The organism is Pseudoalteromonas sp. BZB3, assembly GCF_040104455.1.
GTDB lineage: Bacteria > Pseudomonadota > Gammaproteobacteria > Enterobacterales > Alteromonadaceae > Pseudoalteromonas.
The window spans coordinates 20,688-38,996 of sequence record NZ_JBECOS010000006.1; the positions used below are offsets into that span (position 1 = coordinate 20,688).

Consider the following 18,309-nt stretch of genomic DNA (forward strand, 5'->3'; position numbering starts at 1 on the left):
TGCCTAAAAACAGCTTTTAGGCACTGTGTTTGACAATAATTTCAGCAACTGCTTTGGCAAAGCCGCGTTCATAATGAATACCCATAGCTTTTAAACGTTTATTTTCAAGATCACAGTTATATGGGCGAGGAGTGCCATCGTTGGGTTGACCCAATGGCTGCAATAAACTGCGGTCATAGCCAAGTGCATCGGCCATTAAGCATGCCATTTGGTACTTAGTCATTTTCTGAGTGCCAGAAATATGAAAAATACCACCTAATTTGTCAGCTTGCTGGACTAAGTCACGAATACTCATGGCGATATCGGCTACATGAGTTGGGTAGCGGATCGCCCAGTTGTCGTGACTTGATGGTACTGTGGCACTGAGTTGTTGTGCAAGTGTGGTGACTGCTGACTCGCCTAAATGCGTAACATCACCATATAAAACTGGCACACGGATCACGCTATGGGTTTTCGCAACCGCTAACACGGCCTGTTCTGCTTGCTGCTTGCTTTGTCCATACAGATTTAGAGGGTTCGGTGCGGCATTTTCTAAATAGGGAGCATCTTGGCCGTCGAACACATAGTCGGTACTGATTAAAATCAATTTGGCGCCGATGGCTTCACATTGCTCGGCTAAAAATTTTGAAGCAGCGACATTCAGCGCGATGGCTTGCTCTGGCTTGTTGCTGCAAATATCTGGGTTGCGCTCAGCGGCAGCATGGATCACAATTTGTGGTTTGTGCTCAATTAAGCTGTTTGCAACTGCTTGTTGGTCATGTAAATCTAATTTGATGATGTTGCCTTCAGCGCGGCTAAAGCCAGTGCCAACGACATTAAAATGCGGGGCTAACTCAGTAAGTAAGGCACGGCCAAGTAACCCTGTCGCACCTGTGATCATAACCTTAGTGGCGTGTGTCACTGTTTGTTCCATAAATAATCCCTGTGTTTGTTTTATTCTTATTTTGTTAAAAGCGCCAGCTGCATAATGTCAGTTATTTCAATATCAGCAAGCCCTTTGTAGTTGTATATACAATCTTGGTTATCGAGCCAAACACTATAACAGCCTGCATTATTCGCACCCTGTACGTCGGTATCAAGGCTATCGCCGATATGCAGAATGTCACTTGGCTTTACTTCTAACAGCGCGCAGGCTTTATCAAACAAAGCGCGACTCGGTTTAGCTTCACCGTGAGGACCGGCCTGTAGCACTAAATCAAATTCGCCTTTTAAGTTAAATTTGTCGACTTCAACGTTGCCGTTAGTAATGGCGATGAGGGTATATTTTTCGCGAAGTTGCGCTAGCAGCTCAAGTACTTCATCACTAACCACAATATTGCTGCGCGCATCGGCGAATGCTTTGTAAGCCGTGTTTGCATACTCTTGCGCTTGTCTGTCAGAAAACCCCAATTGTGCAAAGCCATACCTTAATGCAACCTGACGCCATTTCGTCACATCACTCTGAAGTTCAGGCTGTGTTTTACCAATATGGTTGCGACACTCACGCCAATAATCTGGGCCTTTAGCATGCCACTGCTCAATAGTAGCAAGGTAATCAAACTGTGCTTGAAGTGCCGCTTTGATTATCGGGTGATTGTTATAAAGGGTGTCGTCTAAGTCAAAGCTTAAAACTTTAACGGGCGTGATAGCTCGGTTGAATCGCATTAAATGGCTCCTTTGAGGTTATGCGCATTATACGTAAATAAGTGGTTATTTGGATTTTTTCGCTCTTGGGTGTGCTTTGTCGTATACCTTGGCGAGATGTTGAAAATCGACATGAGTATAGACTTGGGTTGCTGACAAACTACTGTGCCCGAGCATTTCTTGTACGGCGCGCAGATCACCACTTGATTCCAGCATGTGACTCGCAAATGAGTGGCGTAGTTTGTGCGGGTGCACTGGGGTACTAATACCTTGTTTTAGGCCCCAATCTTTCATACGCTCATGCACATGACGGGTTGAGATACGGCGCTTTTGTTTACTCACAAATAAGGCGGGGTCGCCTTCAATGGCAAATTGTGGGCGTAGCTTTAACCATGCCTCTAATGCGGCGAGGGCTTTACTGCCAACGGGGACAACGCGCTCTTTACTGCCTTTACCCAGTACGCGAATTTCTCCTTCGCGAATATCATTTAAGTTGGCATTCACCAGCTCGCTAACACGCAAACCACTTGAATACATCAACTCCATCATGGCTTTGTCGCGCACAGCGAGGGCATCGTCTTCAGGTAATTCTAATAACTGCGCCATTTGGTCGACATCGAGATTCTTTGGCAGTGGTTTTTGAAACTTAGGGCCTTTTATGCCTTCCCCTGGGTTGATTAAAGTTTGATGCTGTTGATGTTTGGCTTTTAAAAATTTATACAGACTGCGAATGCAGCTAAGCTTCAAATTAATACTACGAGGATTGTACTGCTTGCTGCGCAGTTGCATGCTAAAACGTCGAATATGCTCGGGCGATACACCTAGCCAATCATGGCAGTCTTGCTGAAATACTAAAGCGGCTTGTATAAGTTGACGTTTATACTGTCCTAAAGTGTGTTCTGAGTATTGCTTTTCATGACGTAAATAAGCCATAAATGCATCGATTGGCTGAGAAAATTCGTCTTTAAGTTCATTTTCAGAGGCATTGAACTGACTATTCACAACGGGCTATCCAAGTGCTGCTATTCTCAGTTTTAAGCCTGCTAAAAACTCTTGCATCAACAAGTCGTCGTTATTAGGGCAGAAGTGCGCAGGGTTGTCACTGGCAAAAGCCAATACCGCATCACTGTCGTCAAGTTGATACAGTGCCACAGAGCCAGTGCTCGGGGCTTTATCCCAGACGCTATCTAATTGCTTTGGCGTGCGACCTAAGTATTGAGGTTTATCTTCAAGTGTGGTGTTTAGGGCTTGGGTTACTTGTTTGGGCTGAAAGAGCAGCTCTGTCGCTGAAATATTAGGTGTATTGGCAAACGCTGTTTGGATCACTTTAGAGATTTCATTCAAGGATTTAGCCTGCCAAATCTGGCGCTGGCAATCGCTCAGTGTTTTGAATATCTGTTCATTGCTGTGTGCAATTTTAGCCATTCCAGAGAGCTGCTTTTTTAATGCTTGGTTTTGCTCTCTTAATAAACGCAACTGTTGCAGGGCTAAATTCGGTAAGCCTTGGCTTTTGCTGAACAATTCTAATTCGAGTAACACATAAGGGTGATGCTGAAAAAAGTCGGGGTTGCGTTTTAAGTAGTCGCAGACTTGTTGCTCTTGATCTGTTTGCTTCATGTTAATTACTCCGACTTTTTATTTTGAGCGCACTCTATAGCTGATTCTTTACAGAGAAATTTGCCCATCGAATACGTGCTCAGCTGGGCCTGTCATACGTACTGGGTTGCCTTCGCCTTGCCAGCGTATTTGTAATGAACCGCCAGGTAAATCAACGCGCACTGTGCTGGCTAATTTCTTTTGCATTATACCCACAGCTACGGCTGCACACGCACCACTGCCACAGGCTAGAGTTTCGGCAGCGCCGCGCTCCCAGACTCTCAGTTTAATGTGTTCAGGGTTGATGATCTGCATAAAACCCACGTTGGCTCGTTCAGGAAAGCGTTCGTGGTTTTCAAGTAAAGGCCCTAATGTCTCGACTTCAGCAGTATTCACGTCGTCGACTTCTAATACACAATGGGGGTTGCCCATAGACACTACGCCACAAAAAACCGTACTTTCACCGGCGCGAAGAATATAAGTAAGCTCTGGCTTTTTTGCTTTAAATGGCACACTGCTCGGCGCGAAGTGTGGGTTGCCCATGTTTACGGTGATTTGGCCGTCTTTTTCAGTATACAGGGTAATGTTGCCGCCCTTAGTAGACACTGCGACCTTATGTTTGTTGGTTAGACCCTTCATGCGCACAAAGCGTGCAAAACAACGAGCGCCATTGCCACATTGTTCAACTTCGGTGCCATCAGAATTAAAAATACGATAATGAAAATCGAGATCGGGTGAATAAGGCGCTTCAACCATGAGTAGTTGATCAAAACCCACACCGAAGTTGCGATTAGCGAGTTTCTTGATTTGGTCGCGTGATAAAAATACATTTTGAGTGACGTTATCAACGACCATAAAGTCGTTACCCAAACCGTGCATTTTAGAAAAATTTACAAACATAATGTCTTAATGTAACTCCAAGCTGCTACTACTTTGCCATGGCAATTATCAAAAGCCCAGTGATATCACAACTGGGCTTGGTGCGGGAATGCGCTTAATTAAGGCAGTAATTGCTCGCCTTGCCAAAGCGAAGTGAGTGTCTCGCGTTGGCGAACCAAATGACTCTCGTCGCCATCTACCATGACTTCTGCCGCACGAGGGCGCGAGTTGTAGTTTGAGCTCATGGTAAAGCCATAGGCTCCGGCACTGCGCTGTGCAAGTAAATCGCCTGCTTGAATGGCAAGCGGTCTATCTTTACCTAAGAAATCACCGGTTTCACACACAGGGCCTACTACGTCATAATTTTGTGTCGGTATACCATCCGCGCGCGGCGCAACAGCTATGATGTTTTGCCATGCTTGATATAAAGACGGGCGTAGCATGTCGTTCATACCCGCATCAACAATCGCGAAGTGTTTGTCTTTAGTTGGCTTAATGTATTCGACTTTGGTCACTAGAATACCGGCATTGGCGGCAATAGCACGCCCTGGCTCAAAGACGAGTTCTAGGTGAGGGTAGTTTACTAGCTTAGCTTTTACTTCTGCGGCATAGGCACTTGGGTGAGGCGGCTTTTCACTGTCGTATGGCACGCCTAGACCACCACCAATATCTAAATGTTCAAGTTCGATACCTGCGGTTTTCAACTTATTGACTAAGGCTAAGACTTTGTCTAATGCGGCTAAGAATGGCGTAACTTCAGTTAGTTGCGAGCCAATATGAAAATCAACACCGACCACTTCAATACCTGGTAGTGCATAGGCTTTTTGATAAATATCGAAGGCCTGATTGATGTCGATACCAAACTTGTTTTCTTTTAACCCAGTAGAAATATAAGGATGGGTTTTAGCATCTATATCTGGATTCACACGAATAGACACGCGTGCAGTTTTATTTAGTTCACTGGCAACATGACTGATACGCTCAAGCTCTGCTTCAGATTCTACGTTAAAACATTTGATGTTTTGTACTAGAGCAAAAGCAATTTCTTGTGCAGTTTTTGCAACACCAGAGAAAACCACTTTGCTGGCATCACCGCCGGCTTGCAGAACCCGCGCAAGTTCGCCTTGCGAGACAATATCAAAGCCAGCACCTTGTTTGGCCAAGACATTTAACACAGCCAGATTCGAGTTTGCTTTAACTGCATAGCAGACTAAATGCGGATGACCGTCAGCGGCATCAGTAAATGCATGATAGTGACGCTCTAGGGTTTTGCGTGAATAGACATAACAAGGGGTGCCGTATTGCTCGGCGATATCTGCCACCGAAACCCCTTCAGCAAACAGCCGATTATTTTTGTATTCGAAAAAATCCATCTTACTTTTCCTCTTGCTGTTGTTTCTGTTGGTCTTGCTTTGGTTGTTTACTCGCAGGTGTTTGGTTATCTTGTTGCTGTTGCTCTGGTAAATAGAGCACGCCACTTTGGCCACAACCAGTCACGAATAAGCTGGTAAAGATGACCAAAAATAATAAGCTTGTGAATGAGGGGTTCGCTTTCATTAGATTAATGATGTCAGTGCCTTTATAATCGCAGAGTAACAGAATTCATAGAAAATGCAGCTATTGGGGCTGTGAAATTTCGTCATAACTTATACAACCGTGCTTAATGAAGGATGCCGTGATGACCGATCATGAATACCACGAACTTGCCGACGCGTTAATGTTAACCATTGAAGAGCAAATTGATGACTGTGATGTTGATTTAGACTATGAGTCTCAATCGGGCATTTTAGAGATCATCTTCCCTGATAAGAGTAAGATCATCATCAACAAACAAGCACCGCTTCATCAAGTATGGGTTGCAACTAAATTCAATGGTCACCATTTTGAGCTACAAGCTGAACAGTGGATCGACAACCGCTCGGGTGCAGAATTCTGGCAATTTATGAGCGAAGCGGCGACGAAGCAAGCTGGTGCACCGATTGAGTGGCAGCACGACTAATGCTTGAATTTGTAGAATACCCAGCACAGAGCACGCATAAAGCGTCGATCATTTGGTTACATGGCCTTGGCGATTCAGGTAACGGCTTCTTACCGATAGCCCCAGAGCTTGGTTTACCAGCAGAGCTTGGCGCACGTTTTATTTTTCCTCACGCGCCAGAGCAACCGGTCACCATAAATGGTGGCATGGTGATGCGCGCTTGGTATGACATCAAGTCTTTTGATCTAGATAAAAGAGCCGATGAAACAGGTGTGAGAGACTCTTCAGCTCAAGTTGAAGCTTTAATTCAAGCTGAGTTAGACAAAGGTATACCTGCCGATAAAATCATCTTGGCTGGTTTCTCTCAAGGTGGGGTGATAGCCTTGCATTTAGCACCGCGTCTTAAGCAAAAGCTGGCTGGCGTGATGGCGTTATCGACTTACATGTGTGCGCCGCAAAAACTGGCAGACGAAGCTGTGCAAGCCGAGTTAGATATTTTCATGGCGCATGGATCACAAGATCCAGTCGTGCCTATGATGGCGGGTCGCCAAGCATTTGATACGCTAACCACACAAGGTTACACGGTATCTTGGCAAGATTACCCAATGGCACATCAGGTATGTGCTGAAGAGCTAACCGCTATTCGCACTTGGTTGCTGGAAAAACTGGCTTAATTAAACGGAGCAAAACATGTCACAGAAGATTGTCATAAAAACCAGTGTGAGTAAGGCACCTGCCCAGCCGCAAGCTGTGCATTATCAGTGGCATTGGCGACGCATTTTTATGGCAGCAAGCATGTTAATGCTGACCGCTGTGGCTATCGTGTATGGCTTAATGAATTCAGTAAATGCCGATGAAGTGCTAAATATTGAAATGGTTGAGCCAAACGCAGTCGTTATTTCAGAGCCAGAACTTGTTACAGATACAGCACAGCAAGAGTTAGATAATGGTGTTGCTGCTATCTCTGAGCCTGCTATCGAAGTGATGGCCGAAGAAGCCATGGCTCCAGTGCAAACTGCTGCAGCAGAGTTTGAGCAACAAAAGCCAGAGCAAAACGCCGCGTCTGTTGATGGCCAAGCTGGTGTGGAAACAGCCAGCGCAGTTTTAGCTGAGCAAACAGACACAGTGCAAACCCTTGATAGCGAACCTGAACTTGTGCAAGTGACTGATGAAATAAGCGTTGAGAAAGAAACTGTTGAGACGGCAACTACTTCACCTGAGGTTGAGCAAGATGCAGAAACGTCATCGACACAGTTTTCAGACAACGCGAAAGTCACCTCAGTGGCATTAGGTGCACAAATTGATGTGCAATTTATTAGCCGTGCTGTACTGACTACAGGCATCAGTGAGCGTGAGCCAGTTGATGTGTTAAAAGAGTCGATTGAGCAAACCGAGTTTCAAGAAAAACTATTTTTCTTCACAGAGGTGCGCAAGCTAAAAGGTCAAACTATTAGCCATTTATGGTTTCATCAAGATCAGTTAATGGCAGAAATCCCATTGACGATCAGCGCAGACCGCTACCGTACTTATTCAAGCAAAAACATCATGCCAAGCCAAACAGGTCAATGGCGTGTTGAAGCCGTAACAGAGCAAGGCGAGTTACTGGCACAAAAAACTTTTCGAATTATTCCATCGGCGCTTTAATCGCGTCCAACAGGCAAAAGCATGACAGAACAAGCAAATATTTTACGTATCGCAACCCGCAAAAGCGCACTGGCACTGTGGCAGGCAGAATTTGTGAAAGCCGAACTTGAGCGTTTTCACTCAGACCTTACCGTTGAGCTGGTGCCAATGTCGACCCAGGGTGACATTATTTTAGATACGCCACTGGCAAAAATCGGTGGAAAAGGGTTATTCGTAAAAGAGCTTGAACAAGCCATGTTAGATGGCCGCGCCGATATCGCGGTGCACTCAATGAAAGATGTGCCGGTTGAATTCCCTGAAGGGTTAGAACTTAACACCATTTGTGAGCGTGAAGATCCGCGCGATGCGTTTGTATCAAACAAATACAAAAGCTTAGATGAGCTGCCGCAAGGCGCAGTAGTCGGTACTTCGAGTCTACGTCGTCAGTGTCAAGTCCGTGCATTACGCCCGGATTTAGACATTCGTGACTTACGCGGTAATGTAAATACACGTTTAGCTAAGCTAGATAATGGCGATTACGATGCGATTATATTGGCTGCTGCTGGACTACTTCGTTTAGAAATGCCAGAGCGCATTGCTGACTTCATCGAGCCAGAAACATCATTACCAGCCAATGGTCAAGGTGCAGTAGGCATCGAATGCCGCAGTGATGACGAGCGAGTAAAAGCATTGCTTGCGCCGTTAGAGCACACTGAAACACGAATTCGTGTACTTGCAGAGCGTGCCATGAATCGTCGTTTAGAAGGCGGTTGCCAGGTGCCAATCGGTGCTTATGCTCTAGTAAATGGTGAACAAGTTCATATTCGCGGTTTAGTGGGCGCAGTTGATGGCTCTGAGATTTTACGCGATGAAGTGTCAGGTTCCGTTGAGAACGCTGAGCAGCTAGGTGTTCAACTTGCCGAACAGTTATTAGCGCAAGGTGCTGACAAAATTCTAGCTGACGTATATAGAGACGCGTAATAAGGTTAAATCTAATATGACAAAGATTGCAATCACACGGCCAAGTGGTAAAGGTGAGCAGCTTAAGGCGCAACTCAAGCAGCATCAGATTGCATATCTTCATACCCCAGTGTTATCGCTTACCTCGATAACATTGGACGCCCAGCAGCTTGCGCCACTCGATAATGCTGATGTCATTATTTTCATTTCGCAAGATGCGGTGCAGTCTCTCGCTGAGCAATATCCAACTTTACCAGCCCATGCCAAACTATTTGCAGTGGGTGAGCAAACCGCACAGGCCATAGAAACACATTTTTCTCGCAAAGCAGACTTTCCAGAGCAACAAGATTCCGAAGGCTTATTGGCCTTAAAAGCATTACAAGATTTAGACGCAAAACAATGCGTGCTTGTCAAAGGAAAAGGTGGTCGCACGCTAATAGCAACAACCTGTAAATCACGCGGTGCTATTCTAAATCAATGTGTTGTATATGAACGTGCAGCGTTAGAAGAAACCGCTAATAGCTGGTTAGACCACTGGCGTGAGCAACAGATAACCGCTATAGTGCTGAGCAGTAATGCTGCGATTGATGCTGTTTTTAACACACAATCAGAACAACATTTGGACTGGTTAAAGCAACGAGATTTTTATCTTGTCAGTCAACGTAGCTGTGATTATTTACAACAAGAGTACCAAATTGCTGAGACGCAGATTTACCTTGCCGACGGTGCCAGTGATGATGTCGTGTTCAGTTGCATTAAGTCGTCTCAAAAACAGCAGGTAAGCACCATGAGTGAAGAACAAAAACAACCAACCGCTGCGAGTGAAAAACCGAGCGTGCCAGAGACCAAACCGATGAAGCAAAAGATCAGTAAAGTGGGCGTATTAGCCTTGTTGATAGCAACGGCAACGGGTGTCATGACAACCGGTTTAATTGTCCACGGACAGCAGATCAGCGACAAAACTTACGCGGCGTTAGATGCCTTAAAAACCGAAAATAGCGCCTTAAAAAATGAACTCAAACAGTCACAACAGAATTTAGCAGCTCTGCAAAGTGAGCAATCACGTGTGTCACAAGCAGTGAACCAGTCTTTGTCATCGCAAGCAGCGCAGCTTCAAGAGAGCTTTGCAGCACAGTTAGACAGCAAGTTACGCCAAGCGGATCAACAGCTCAGTGGCGCGGCAATCAATGAAGCGGTTTACTTACATCGCTTAGCGGTTTTTAAAGTGGCCGCAGAGCAAGATTACCAAGGCGGTGCAGCCGTATTAAAGCGTGTACACGATGTGTTGTTAGCACAGAGCAACAACACGGAAGTATTAAAAGCATTGGCTGATGACATAGCTTTACTCAACGCGCAGCCACAACCTGCGGTGGAAAGCATTTATTTAGAATTACATGGCTTATTGAATCAGGTTGATACACTGCCAATAAAAAGTATTGAAAGACAAATTTCTGAAATGAAAACGACAGAAATGCATGAAGCTCTTTCTTCAGACATCAGTGATTGGAAAAGTAATGTAGCGCGTTCTTTTGATAAATTGGTTGATGAGCTATTCACAATCAAGCGCAGTGAAAATATTGATATCGATGTACTTTTAAACACTCAAGAAACACAACTAATAGCAGCTCAATTAAGAGGTTATTTTTCTCAGGCGCAAACTGCGTTAATGGATAAACAGGCAAGCGTCTTTTTTACTGCGTTAACGCAAGCTCGAATGCATTTAGATAAATATTTTAATGCCGAGTCGTCAGCAGTAAAAGCAGCTAAAGCGAAGCTTATTGAACTAGAGCAACAGCCTCTGGTTTTTAGCAGAAAAGTGGAGCTATCTTCTGAGCAAGCACTAAAGGAGTGGTTGAATGATTAGGTGGATCCTCGCTTTTATCATCGTTGCTATCTCTCTAGCAGCTAGCCATTTTCTAATTGATGAAAAGGGCTATGTACTGGTTTCTGTCGGCAATACAACCGTTGAAGGGACAATCATTTCGTTCCTTGTATGGGCAGGAATTTGTTTCACGGTACTTTATTTTGCATTTATTACGTTACGTGCACTACTTCGCATGTACGGCAAAACCACGGGTTTTTGGCGTGGTAAAAAAGCACTTAAAGCACAGCAAGTATGGCAGCAAGGTTTATGGGCAAGCATCAATGATGATTCGGCAGTGGTGCAAAGTACGTTTAATAAAGGACAAGCGCCTGAAGAGTGGCAAGACGCACAGCAAGCTTTACTGGCAAAAGCTGCATTACAGCAAGGCGATAAAGCACAAGCACTGGCGCATTTACAAAACATCAGTGATGCTGCACAGAGCAAGGTGCCTAAACTTTGGCTTGATGCCAATCAGAATGAGCAGGCTTTGGCTTTGTTAGATGCGCCAATGGCAGAGAAAAAACCAACGCAGGCTGCGGTGAGTAGTTATTTGGCCGGGTTACTACAGGCTGAAAAACACGCTGAATTAGCGGCGGCGATAAATCAGCATTACAAGCGTTTAGATTGGTCGCAAGCACAGTGGCAGGCATTTCTGGCACGCTGGTTTAATGCGAACGTGGAGCTGGCCATTGGCCAATTTGAGCAACTACCAAAAGCGCTAAAAGTGCAAAGTGAAGCGCTTTACATGCAATCGCAAGCCAGAGCCGGTCAATGGCAAAACTTACTGCCGACATTACAAAAATGGTTAAAGAAAGGCCAGTATCAAGCATTTGCTGATGTGGTCGTGTATGCCAAGAACCCTGATATTAAATTGCGTTCATCACTGCAAGATGCGTTGAAGAAACACCCAGAGCAACCACAATTGTTGTTTGCTATGGGTTGTCTAGCTAACGCGGCGGGTGAGTATGAGTTGGCGGCGAAAGTATTCGACAATTGTCAGCTAACAGAGCTCGATAAAGCCCATTTAAAACCGGTTCTAAACAGTTATGAGCAAACTCAGCAGTTTCAAAAAGCTTATTTATTATTGGCCGAAAAAGAATAGTAGCTATTTAGAAAATTAGACACAGATAGAGCCCCAGCTATAGTTATGTAGCTGGGGCTTTTTTATTGAAAGTGGTCGAATGAGCTCGCTCCAGAGGACACCTGTCCTTGATCATAATCGCTACATGCGTATGATCTGAAAAATTTTATCCGCAAAACAGAAGAGTAAATTATGTTTAGTAACCAATATCCGCTATTAGACTTACACCGCCACTTAGATGGCAATGTGCGTGCTAACACTATTTTGGAGTTAGGTAGGCAATTTAATTTACCGCTTCCGGCCAATGACCTAGAAGGCTTATTACCACATGTTCAAGTGCAGAGCACTGAACCCAACCTTGTGGCGTTTTTACAAAAGCTAGACTGGGGGGTGAAGGTATTGGGTGACTACGATGCGTGTCGTCGTATTGCGATAGAAAACGTAGAAGATGCCATTGCACAAAACATCGATTACACAGAATTAAGATTCAGCCCATATTATATGGCACAAAGTCATAACTTACATCCGCAAGGAGTCGTAGAAGCCGTAGTTGATGGCATTAAGTCGGCAACTGCTAACCGTGATATCAAGGTTAACCTGATCGGTATTATGTCGCGTACTTTCGGTGTAGAAAAATGCCAGTACGAACTAGATGCAATCTTAGCATTTAAAAATGATATGGCAGCCGTTGACTTAGCGGGTGATGAACTTGGCTTCCCGGGTGAATTATTTGTTGATCATTTTAAACAAGTTCGCGATGCGTATTTAGGTGTAACCATCCATGCTGGTGAAGCTGAAGGTGCTTCAAGTGTGTGGCAGGCGATTCAAGAGCTAGGCGCAACGCGTATTGGCCATGGTGTGAAATCAATTGAAGATCCAAAACTGATGGATTACTTACGTGATAACCGTATTGGTATTGAATCTTGCTTAACTAGCAACATTCAAACAAGTACCGTGGCTGATTTAACCAAACACCCTCTTAAACAGTTCTTAGATCACGGCATTGCGGCATGTATTAATACCGATGATCCAGCAGTACAAGGGATTGAGCTACAACATGAGTTTATCGAAGCGGCTAAAGTAGCGGGTTTAACCGCTGATGATGTGAAAAAAGCCCAAGAAAATGCCCTTGAAATCGCATTTTTAAGTGATTCAGACAAGCAAGCTTTACTAGCGAAAAAAGCGGGTTAATCTGCTGCTATCTCTATAAAACTAATAGACGGTAACACCCTGATGGTTATCGTCTATTCTAGTTTATTCAGAGCTCATGTTAACTTATGAAGCTTTTGCGCAGCTTAAATAAGCTTGCTTAAGCGCATTGATAACGCGTGAGCGAGTCACTAATCCAATCACTTTATTGTCTTCTAGTACTGGATAAATTTTTGGTTTATCGCCCTGCATTTGCGTGGCTAGATCGACCACCAACATGTTGCTTTTTACTGCTAAAACGTCTTTGCTCATCAAGTCTTGTGCGGTGATCTGACCGTCACAAAAATAGCTGTTTTGTAACAGTGGATTAAGTAGTTGTTGTTCAGAAATAAAACCAATTAACTGCTTTTGTGCATCGACTACGGGCGCGCCAAATAGTCCATGGCTTTGCAGTTGTTCAATAATGTCCGTTAATTCTGTGTGTGCGTAAATAGCCGGAAATTGGCTAGTCATAATGTCTTTAATTGCTTGCATAATACGGTTCTCCTGTTGGTTGAGATTAGTATCAGCAATAAATTTCGATTGGTAAAATGGGTTGTTTAGATTGGTTTGATTGTTTTTGTTGAATGGCTCATTTTCAATAATTATGGAAAAGTTTCTCCATTAGATAATAGGCTTTCTATCAAACTTTTTGTTTGATGAGACATGCAATCTAATGAATGTGTCATGTGCGCGTGCTCTGAATCATGGCAATCGTACGAGATGAGTCTTAAAGACCCGGAAAATAGTGCAATGAGGTCAAAAAAATCATTAGGTTGCATGAAAGGATCTTTTTCATATGTGAAAAGTAACCCTCGAATAGGAGCGCCACTCTTTAACTTCTGCATCTGATAGTTATTAGCTAATCTCCAATTAGGGTATTGTATTTGGCTTTGTCTAGTACCAGCGAATGCAGGTGCAAATGCAATAATAGAGTTATATTTTTCAGGATTCATAGATGCAAAAAGCATAGATGACCATGCTCCAGCAGAATGCCCAGCCAAAAAAATGTCATTTGAAGAAAATCCATCCTCTAAAACTTTATCCACTAATCTTTTTATTTCATTTGCTCTAGAAAATGTATAGTTACCAGTAGCTTTTGGGTAGGGCTTTTCAATTGAGTTTGAACATAAAATAATTATAAAAAAATCTCTAAAAGCGTTGTCTGTAATGGAGCTGGGGACATATTTGCTGCATGAGTTGAGTTTTCTAGGATTAACAGTTCCGTGGTTGTAGATTAAAACTTTTTTATTTTTCGAAATATTATCTAGCATTAAGGTGTTTATTTCGTTTGCATTTATAGCAAAAATTAACGTCTTTTCAATATTGTGGATGGCTATTTCTGTCTTTTCTTTAGGAATATCCAATAGATGCAAAACGCAAAGAAATAGAGTGGAAATGAAGAGTAATGGAATAAAAATTTTTATATAAATATTCATAATTTAGCGCTTTAGATTATAAAGCGCTCAAGTTATTTGTTAAACAATATTTTTGTCTGGTACGTAGGTGCAAACCCAAACATACGTTGGACCGCCGCTGCCATCATCGCCACCACCACCACCAGTATCACCGCCACCGCCGCAACCTCCACCGCATGAGATAACGGGATGAGAAGCAACAGTTGTGGTGATGGTTATTGTTGTCCAAGTACCCCCAGCAACGTTTGGAGTTTGTTCAACTGGCAATGACTCGAAATCTTTGCTTAAAGTTTTGAGGTGACTTTTCTTAAGCTTTAGCTTCAAAATAACTTCCTTTTAGTATTAATTTGAAGTTTTATGTTGTCATTTTTTTTAAATTTGTAAATTGAAGAAATCTAAATCAGATATCAATGTTGCTCATATTTCTCCCTGATAAGTGCCACATAGTGGTCAAGACTCTTTGTTTCATACAGGTTAAAACCTTCGCCTAATAGAGTTGCACCTTGAATTCTGTCGAGCCTAAACTCACGATAATCAGCTCTGAGCTGGCAATAAGCAACCAGTGTCCATTTACCACCCCAATAGACTAACCCCAGCGGTTCGACAGTGCGTGAAGTGAGCGCTTGTTTGGCATCACTGTAATGTAAATCTACACAACTTTTTTGTTCGATACCTTGGCGCAGGGTATAAGTAAACGATTGATGCTCGGCGTTATGGCTCCAGCCTGAGACTAAATAAGGCTGATCGGTTGTTTGTTGTTTTAACTGGGCGGGCAGCACGGCTTCTATTTTGGTGATGGCGCTTTGTGCTTTTTCGGCTAAGTCAGGATCGGTCCATGCGCTGACCATTTTACTGCCAAGTAACAGCGCTTGCAGCTCATCCATGGTGAACATCATAGGTGGCAAATCATAGTCACTAATGAGATAACCAATGCCAGCTTCGCCTTCAATGGGCACACCAGAGCTTTGAAGATGTTGGATGTCACGATAAATGGTGCGCTCTGACACATTCAAACGCGTTGCCAAGTCACAAGCTCGGGTTGCGAGTCGACGACTCTTTAGAATGTTGACCAGTTGAAATAGCCGCTCAGATTTATGCACACCATTGTCCTTTCTGTTTTATTTGATGATTAGAGTGATTAAATGTTTAGGCACTTTGTTCACAAGGTGTCTGACTCACTGCATTGTAGCGCTCTAATTTCACAGTGTCTTTCTCAATCAGGTGCGCGAACTGCTGACAAATTGGGTTTTCCATAAATGCATCACCAATGCGCTTGGCATCAGCCATGGTTTCAAAATACACCACATCAACATAGCTATGTGCATCTGCTAATTTTGCAAGTGAGCGGTAGAGCACACCTGGTTGTTGATCAATGAAGCTTTGGAAAGCGGTGTTTGCAGCTTCGAACTGAGCAAGATCTGCGTTTTCTTGCAACTTGAATTGAACGATTTCAATGGCATTATTAGACATAATTATCTCCGTATTGGCTGTTGTTGGTTGACGTAAATCAGTAAACCACAGCGCCATGTCAGGGAGTGTCAGTAGGGTGTTATTAGCCTAGATTAATGCTAATCCGGAAGAGCACTTAATCATTTTGAGTAATTAAAACTAAAGATAGCTGCGTTAAAGATTTCTCATTCAGAACAACTAAATAACGAAATCTTTGCCTTGCCTATATGAATGTAGGTACCTCAGCGTTAGCAGGACGCATGAGCGGTGCTACCGACAGAGTTTTCTTGCCTTAAAATAGACCACTTGGTTAAGTGGATTGATACAAGCAAAAAACGCCCGCAAATATGCTGGCGTTTTTTATGATGAAGTTACTTACTTGATATACGCAAATGCATCTGCGTACATATTCTCACGAATTGCGCCATGAGCAATAAAGTCATCGCGAACAGGACCAATCATATCGAAACGGCCAGCCATATAGATTTCGAAAGCTGCAAGTGAATCGAAATCTTTTAATACCGCTTTGTGTACAAAACCTGTGTGGCCTTCCCAATTATCGCTGGCATTATCAACGACAGGCACGAACGTGAAGTTTGGTTTTTTCGCAGCCCAAGCTTGCATTTCTTCTGCCGCATAAAGTGCTGATTCATCACGCACACCCCAATAAAAGTGTACCTGACGGTCTGAGTCAATTTCAGCTAAATGGTCAGCCATTGATTTTACATAGCTAAAACCTGTACCACCCGCTAATAACACGATTGGTAATTGTGACTCGGTACGTAACTCAGAAATGCCTAAGCCCACTTCAACTGAAGCCTTAGTGCCATTTGCGTGGTGCTCACGTAAATGATCAAGCGCTTGCATGGCATAGCTGTTTTCTTCAGAGGCACCAATGTGTAGCTCAAGCAGCTCTTTTTGGCTCGGGCGACTGGCAATTGAAAAAGCACGTTTGTCTTTTTCGCCAAGTACTAATTGAAGGTAATGACCTGCTTTAAACTCTGCAGGCTCGCTTGGTTTTAGCTCTACCTTGTAAACAAATTCTGTTAGGGGGGTAATACTTACTACTTCTGCATTTAACACTTGCATTATTAAACCTTTCACGACGCGTGCAGCGTTTATTTATTAAGAGACATAATGTTTAACGAGTCCCAAATTTCATCTACTCGTTGCTTGATTGATTCATCCATTACAATGGGTTCACCCCACTCGCGATCGGTTTCACCTGGCCATTTATTGGTGGCATCCATTCCCATTTTTGAGCCAAGACCTGACACCGGAGAGGCAAAGTCGAGGTAATCAATCGGGGTATTTTCGATCATGGTGGTGTCACGAGCAGGGTCCATACGCGTAGTAATGGCCCAAATGACATCATTCCAATCTCGCGCGTTGACGTCATCGTCACAGACAATAACAAACTTGGTGTACATGAATTGACGTAAGAATGACCAAACGCCCATCATCACACGTTTCGCATGACCCGGATACTGTTTCTTCATGGTGACCACGGCCATACGATATGAGCAGCCTTCAGGTGGTAAATAAAAGTCGACAATTTCTGGGAATTGCTTTTGTAAAATAGGCACAAATACTTCGTTCAGTGCCACGCCTAAAATGGCTGGCTCATCAGGCGGACGACCTGTATAAGTGCTGTGATAAATCGGGTTTTCACGATGGGTAATATGTGTGACGGTCATCACTGGGAAGTCATCCACTTCGTTGTAATAACCCGTGTGGTCACCATAAGGGCCTTCAGGTGCTAACTCGCCTTGTTCAATATAGCCTTCAAGTACAATCTCGGCACTGGCAGGTACTTGTAGGTCGTTAGACACAGACTTTACAACTTCAGTTTTTGAACCGCGCAGCAACCCTGCAAATGCATATTCACTTAAAGTATCTGGCACAGGGGTTACAGCACCTAAAATCGTCGCAGGATCAGCGCCTAGCGCAACTGAGACCGGGTATGGTTCGCCAGGGTGTTCTTTACACCACTCTTGATAATCAAGTGCACCACCGCGGTGTGATAACCAGCGCATGATGATCTTATTCTTACCTAACAATTGTTGGCGATAGATGCCTAAGTTCTGGCGCTTTTTAAATGGTCCTTTAGTAACAGTTAATCCCCATGTGATCAGCGGTGCCGCATCACCAGGCCAACAATGTTGAATCGGCAATTTAGTCAAATCAACATCATCACCACTTAATACAACCTGCTGACAAGGTGCCTTGCGCACTTCTTTGGCTGGCATATTTAGCACTTGCTTGAACACGGGAATTTGTCCTAAGGCTTCTTTAATGCCCTTTGGTGGCTCTGGCTCTTTTAAGAAAGCCAATAACTTACCTACTTCTCGCAGCTCGCTGACATCGGTTTGACCCATGCCCATCGCAACACGCTTCGGTGTACCAAATAAGTTGGCTAAAACAGGAATATCAAACCCATCAGGGTTTTCAAATAAAATCGCAGGGCCGCCAGCACGCAGAGTGCGATCGGCTATTTCGGTCATCTCTAGCTTAGTGGAGATAGGTTGCTTAACCCGAACAAGTTCACCTTGTTCTTCTAAGCGCTTAATAAAGTCTCTTAAGTCTTTGTATTTCATCGTTGGCATAGGGCACTTTTTATTGTCTCGGAGTATATCAAGATGTGGCGAAA

General features: G+C 43.8%; 21 protein-coding genes. 7 read left to right on the forward strand and 14 right to left on the reverse strand.

What is annotated here, in order from left to right:
- Window positions 1-16: 16 nt before the first annotated feature.
- The 7 genes from ABMY35_RS05295 to ABMY35_RS05325 all read right to left on the reverse strand — a co-directional run bounded on the left by ABMY35_RS05295 (window position 17) and on the right by ABMY35_RS05325 (window position 5,655).
- Window positions 17-913: an SDR family oxidoreductase gene (locus ABMY35_RS05295; protein ID WP_349285326.1), complete on the reverse strand. Its 897-nt coding sequence runs from the start codon at window positions 911-913 to the stop codon at window positions 17-19.
- Between the two features lie 26 nt (window positions 914-939).
- Window positions 940-1,644 (reverse strand): HAD-IA family hydrolase, encoded by a 705-nt coding sequence (locus ABMY35_RS05300; RefSeq protein ID WP_349285327.1) that lies wholly within the window; start codon window positions 1,642-1,644, stop codon window positions 940-942.
- Between the two features lie 45 nt (window positions 1,645-1,689).
- Window positions 1,690-2,556, reverse strand: a complete 867-nt coding sequence (gene xerC, locus ABMY35_RS05305; RefSeq protein WP_349285351.1) for a tyrosine recombinase XerC — start codon at window positions 2,554-2,556, stop codon at window positions 1,690-1,692.
- 75 nt (window positions 2,557-2,631) lie between these two features.
- Entirely contained in the window at window positions 2,632-3,240 is a 609-nt protein-coding gene (locus ABMY35_RS05310; RefSeq protein WP_349285328.1) for a DUF484 family protein, read from the reverse strand.
- Window positions 3,241-3,288: 48 nt separating this feature from the next.
- Window positions 3,289-4,119 (reverse strand): diaminopimelate epimerase, encoded by an 831-nt coding sequence (gene dapF / locus ABMY35_RS05315; protein WP_349285329.1) that lies wholly within the window; start codon window positions 4,117-4,119, stop codon window positions 3,289-3,291.
- Window positions 4,120-4,217: 98 nt separating this feature from the next.
- Window positions 4,218-5,471: a diaminopimelate decarboxylase gene (lysA, locus tag ABMY35_RS05320; RefSeq protein WP_349285330.1), complete on the reverse strand. Its 1,254-nt coding sequence runs from the start codon at window positions 5,469-5,471 to the stop codon at window positions 4,218-4,220.
- A gap of 1 nt (window position 5,472) precedes the next feature.
- A complete protein-coding gene (locus tag ABMY35_RS05325) occupies window positions 5,473-5,655 on the reverse strand; it encodes a lipoprotein (protein ID WP_138568812.1) in 183 nt (60 codons plus the stop codon).
- Between the two features lie 121 nt (window positions 5,656-5,776).
- Between ABMY35_RS05325 and cyaY the strand changes: the two genes are divergently transcribed.
- From cyaY to add, 7 genes are all read left to right on the forward strand, one after another.
- Window positions 5,777-6,097, forward strand: coding sequence for an iron donor protein CyaY (gene cyaY / locus ABMY35_RS05330; protein ID WP_349285331.1), 321 nt, complete (start codon window positions 5,777-5,779; stop codon window positions 6,095-6,097).
- Window positions 6,097-6,750: an alpha/beta fold hydrolase gene (locus ABMY35_RS05335; protein WP_349285332.1), complete on the forward strand. Its 654-nt coding sequence runs from the start codon at window positions 6,097-6,099 to the stop codon at window positions 6,748-6,750. The genes cyaY and ABMY35_RS05335 overlap by 1 nt, the downstream gene beginning before the upstream one ends.
- A gap of 16 nt (window positions 6,751-6,766) precedes the next feature.
- Window positions 6,767-7,720 (forward strand): DUF2914 domain-containing protein, encoded by a 954-nt coding sequence (locus ABMY35_RS05340; RefSeq protein ID WP_349285333.1) that lies wholly within the window; start codon window positions 6,767-6,769, stop codon window positions 7,718-7,720.
- Between the two features lie 21 nt (window positions 7,721-7,741).
- Window positions 7,742-8,680: a hydroxymethylbilane synthase gene (gene hemC, locus ABMY35_RS05345; RefSeq protein ID WP_349285334.1), complete on the forward strand. Its 939-nt coding sequence runs from the start codon at window positions 7,742-7,744 to the stop codon at window positions 8,678-8,680.
- 16 nt (window positions 8,681-8,696) lie between these two features.
- Entirely contained in the window at window positions 8,697-10,523 is a 1,827-nt protein-coding gene (locus ABMY35_RS05350) for a uroporphyrinogen-III C-methyltransferase (protein WP_349285335.1), read from the forward strand.
- The gene (locus ABMY35_RS05355; RefSeq protein ID WP_349285336.1) at window positions 10,516-11,625 is read left to right on the forward strand and encodes a heme biosynthesis HemY N-terminal domain-containing protein; all 1,110 of its coding nucleotides are present in this window, start codon (window positions 10,516-10,518) and stop codon (window positions 11,623-11,625) included. The genes ABMY35_RS05350 and ABMY35_RS05355 overlap by 8 nt, the downstream gene beginning before the upstream one ends.
- A 171-nt stretch (window positions 11,626-11,796) precedes the next feature.
- The gene (add, locus tag ABMY35_RS05360; protein ID WP_349285337.1) at window positions 11,797-12,795 is read left to right on the forward strand and encodes an adenosine deaminase; all 999 of its coding nucleotides are present in this window, start codon (window positions 11,797-11,799) and stop codon (window positions 12,793-12,795) included.
- A gap of 84 nt (window positions 12,796-12,879) precedes the next feature.
- On the opposite strand, the gene ABMY35_RS05365 is transcribed toward add, so the two are convergent.
- The 7 genes from ABMY35_RS05365 to ubiD all read right to left on the reverse strand — a co-directional run bounded on the left by ABMY35_RS05365 (window position 12,880) and on the right by ubiD (window position 18,256).
- Complete coding sequence (locus ABMY35_RS05365; RefSeq protein WP_349285338.1) at window positions 12,880-13,287, reverse strand: CBS domain-containing protein; 408 nt, start codon at window positions 13,285-13,287, stop codon at window positions 12,880-12,882.
- A 110-nt stretch (window positions 13,288-13,397) separates the two neighbouring features.
- The gene (locus ABMY35_RS05370; RefSeq protein ID WP_349285339.1) at window positions 13,398-14,231 is read right to left on the reverse strand and encodes an alpha/beta hydrolase-fold protein; all 834 of its coding nucleotides are present in this window, start codon (window positions 14,229-14,231) and stop codon (window positions 13,398-13,400) included.
- Between the two features lie 39 nt (window positions 14,232-14,270).
- On the reverse strand, window positions 14,271-14,534 hold the full coding sequence (locus ABMY35_RS05375) for a hypothetical protein (protein WP_349285340.1): 264 nt from the start codon (window positions 14,532-14,534) through the stop codon (window positions 14,271-14,273).
- 83 nt (window positions 14,535-14,617) lie between these two features.
- A complete protein-coding gene (locus ABMY35_RS05380) occupies window positions 14,618-15,310 on the reverse strand; it encodes a YafY family protein (RefSeq protein WP_349285341.1) in 693 nt (230 codons plus the stop codon).
- A gap of 46 nt (window positions 15,311-15,356) precedes the next feature.
- A complete protein-coding gene (locus ABMY35_RS05385) occupies window positions 15,357-15,680 on the reverse strand; it encodes a hypothetical protein (RefSeq protein WP_349285342.1) in 324 nt (107 codons plus the stop codon).
- Between the two features lie 354 nt (window positions 15,681-16,034).
- Window positions 16,035-16,748: an NAD(P)H-flavin reductase gene (fre, locus tag ABMY35_RS05390; protein ID WP_349285343.1), complete on the reverse strand. Its 714-nt coding sequence runs from the start codon at window positions 16,746-16,748 to the stop codon at window positions 16,035-16,037.
- 29 nt (window positions 16,749-16,777) lie between these two features.
- Window positions 16,778-18,256 (reverse strand): 4-hydroxy-3-polyprenylbenzoate decarboxylase, encoded by a 1,479-nt coding sequence (gene ubiD / locus ABMY35_RS05395; RefSeq protein WP_349285352.1) that lies wholly within the window; start codon window positions 18,254-18,256, stop codon window positions 16,778-16,780.
- Between the last annotated feature and the right edge of the window lie 53 nt (window positions 18,257-18,309).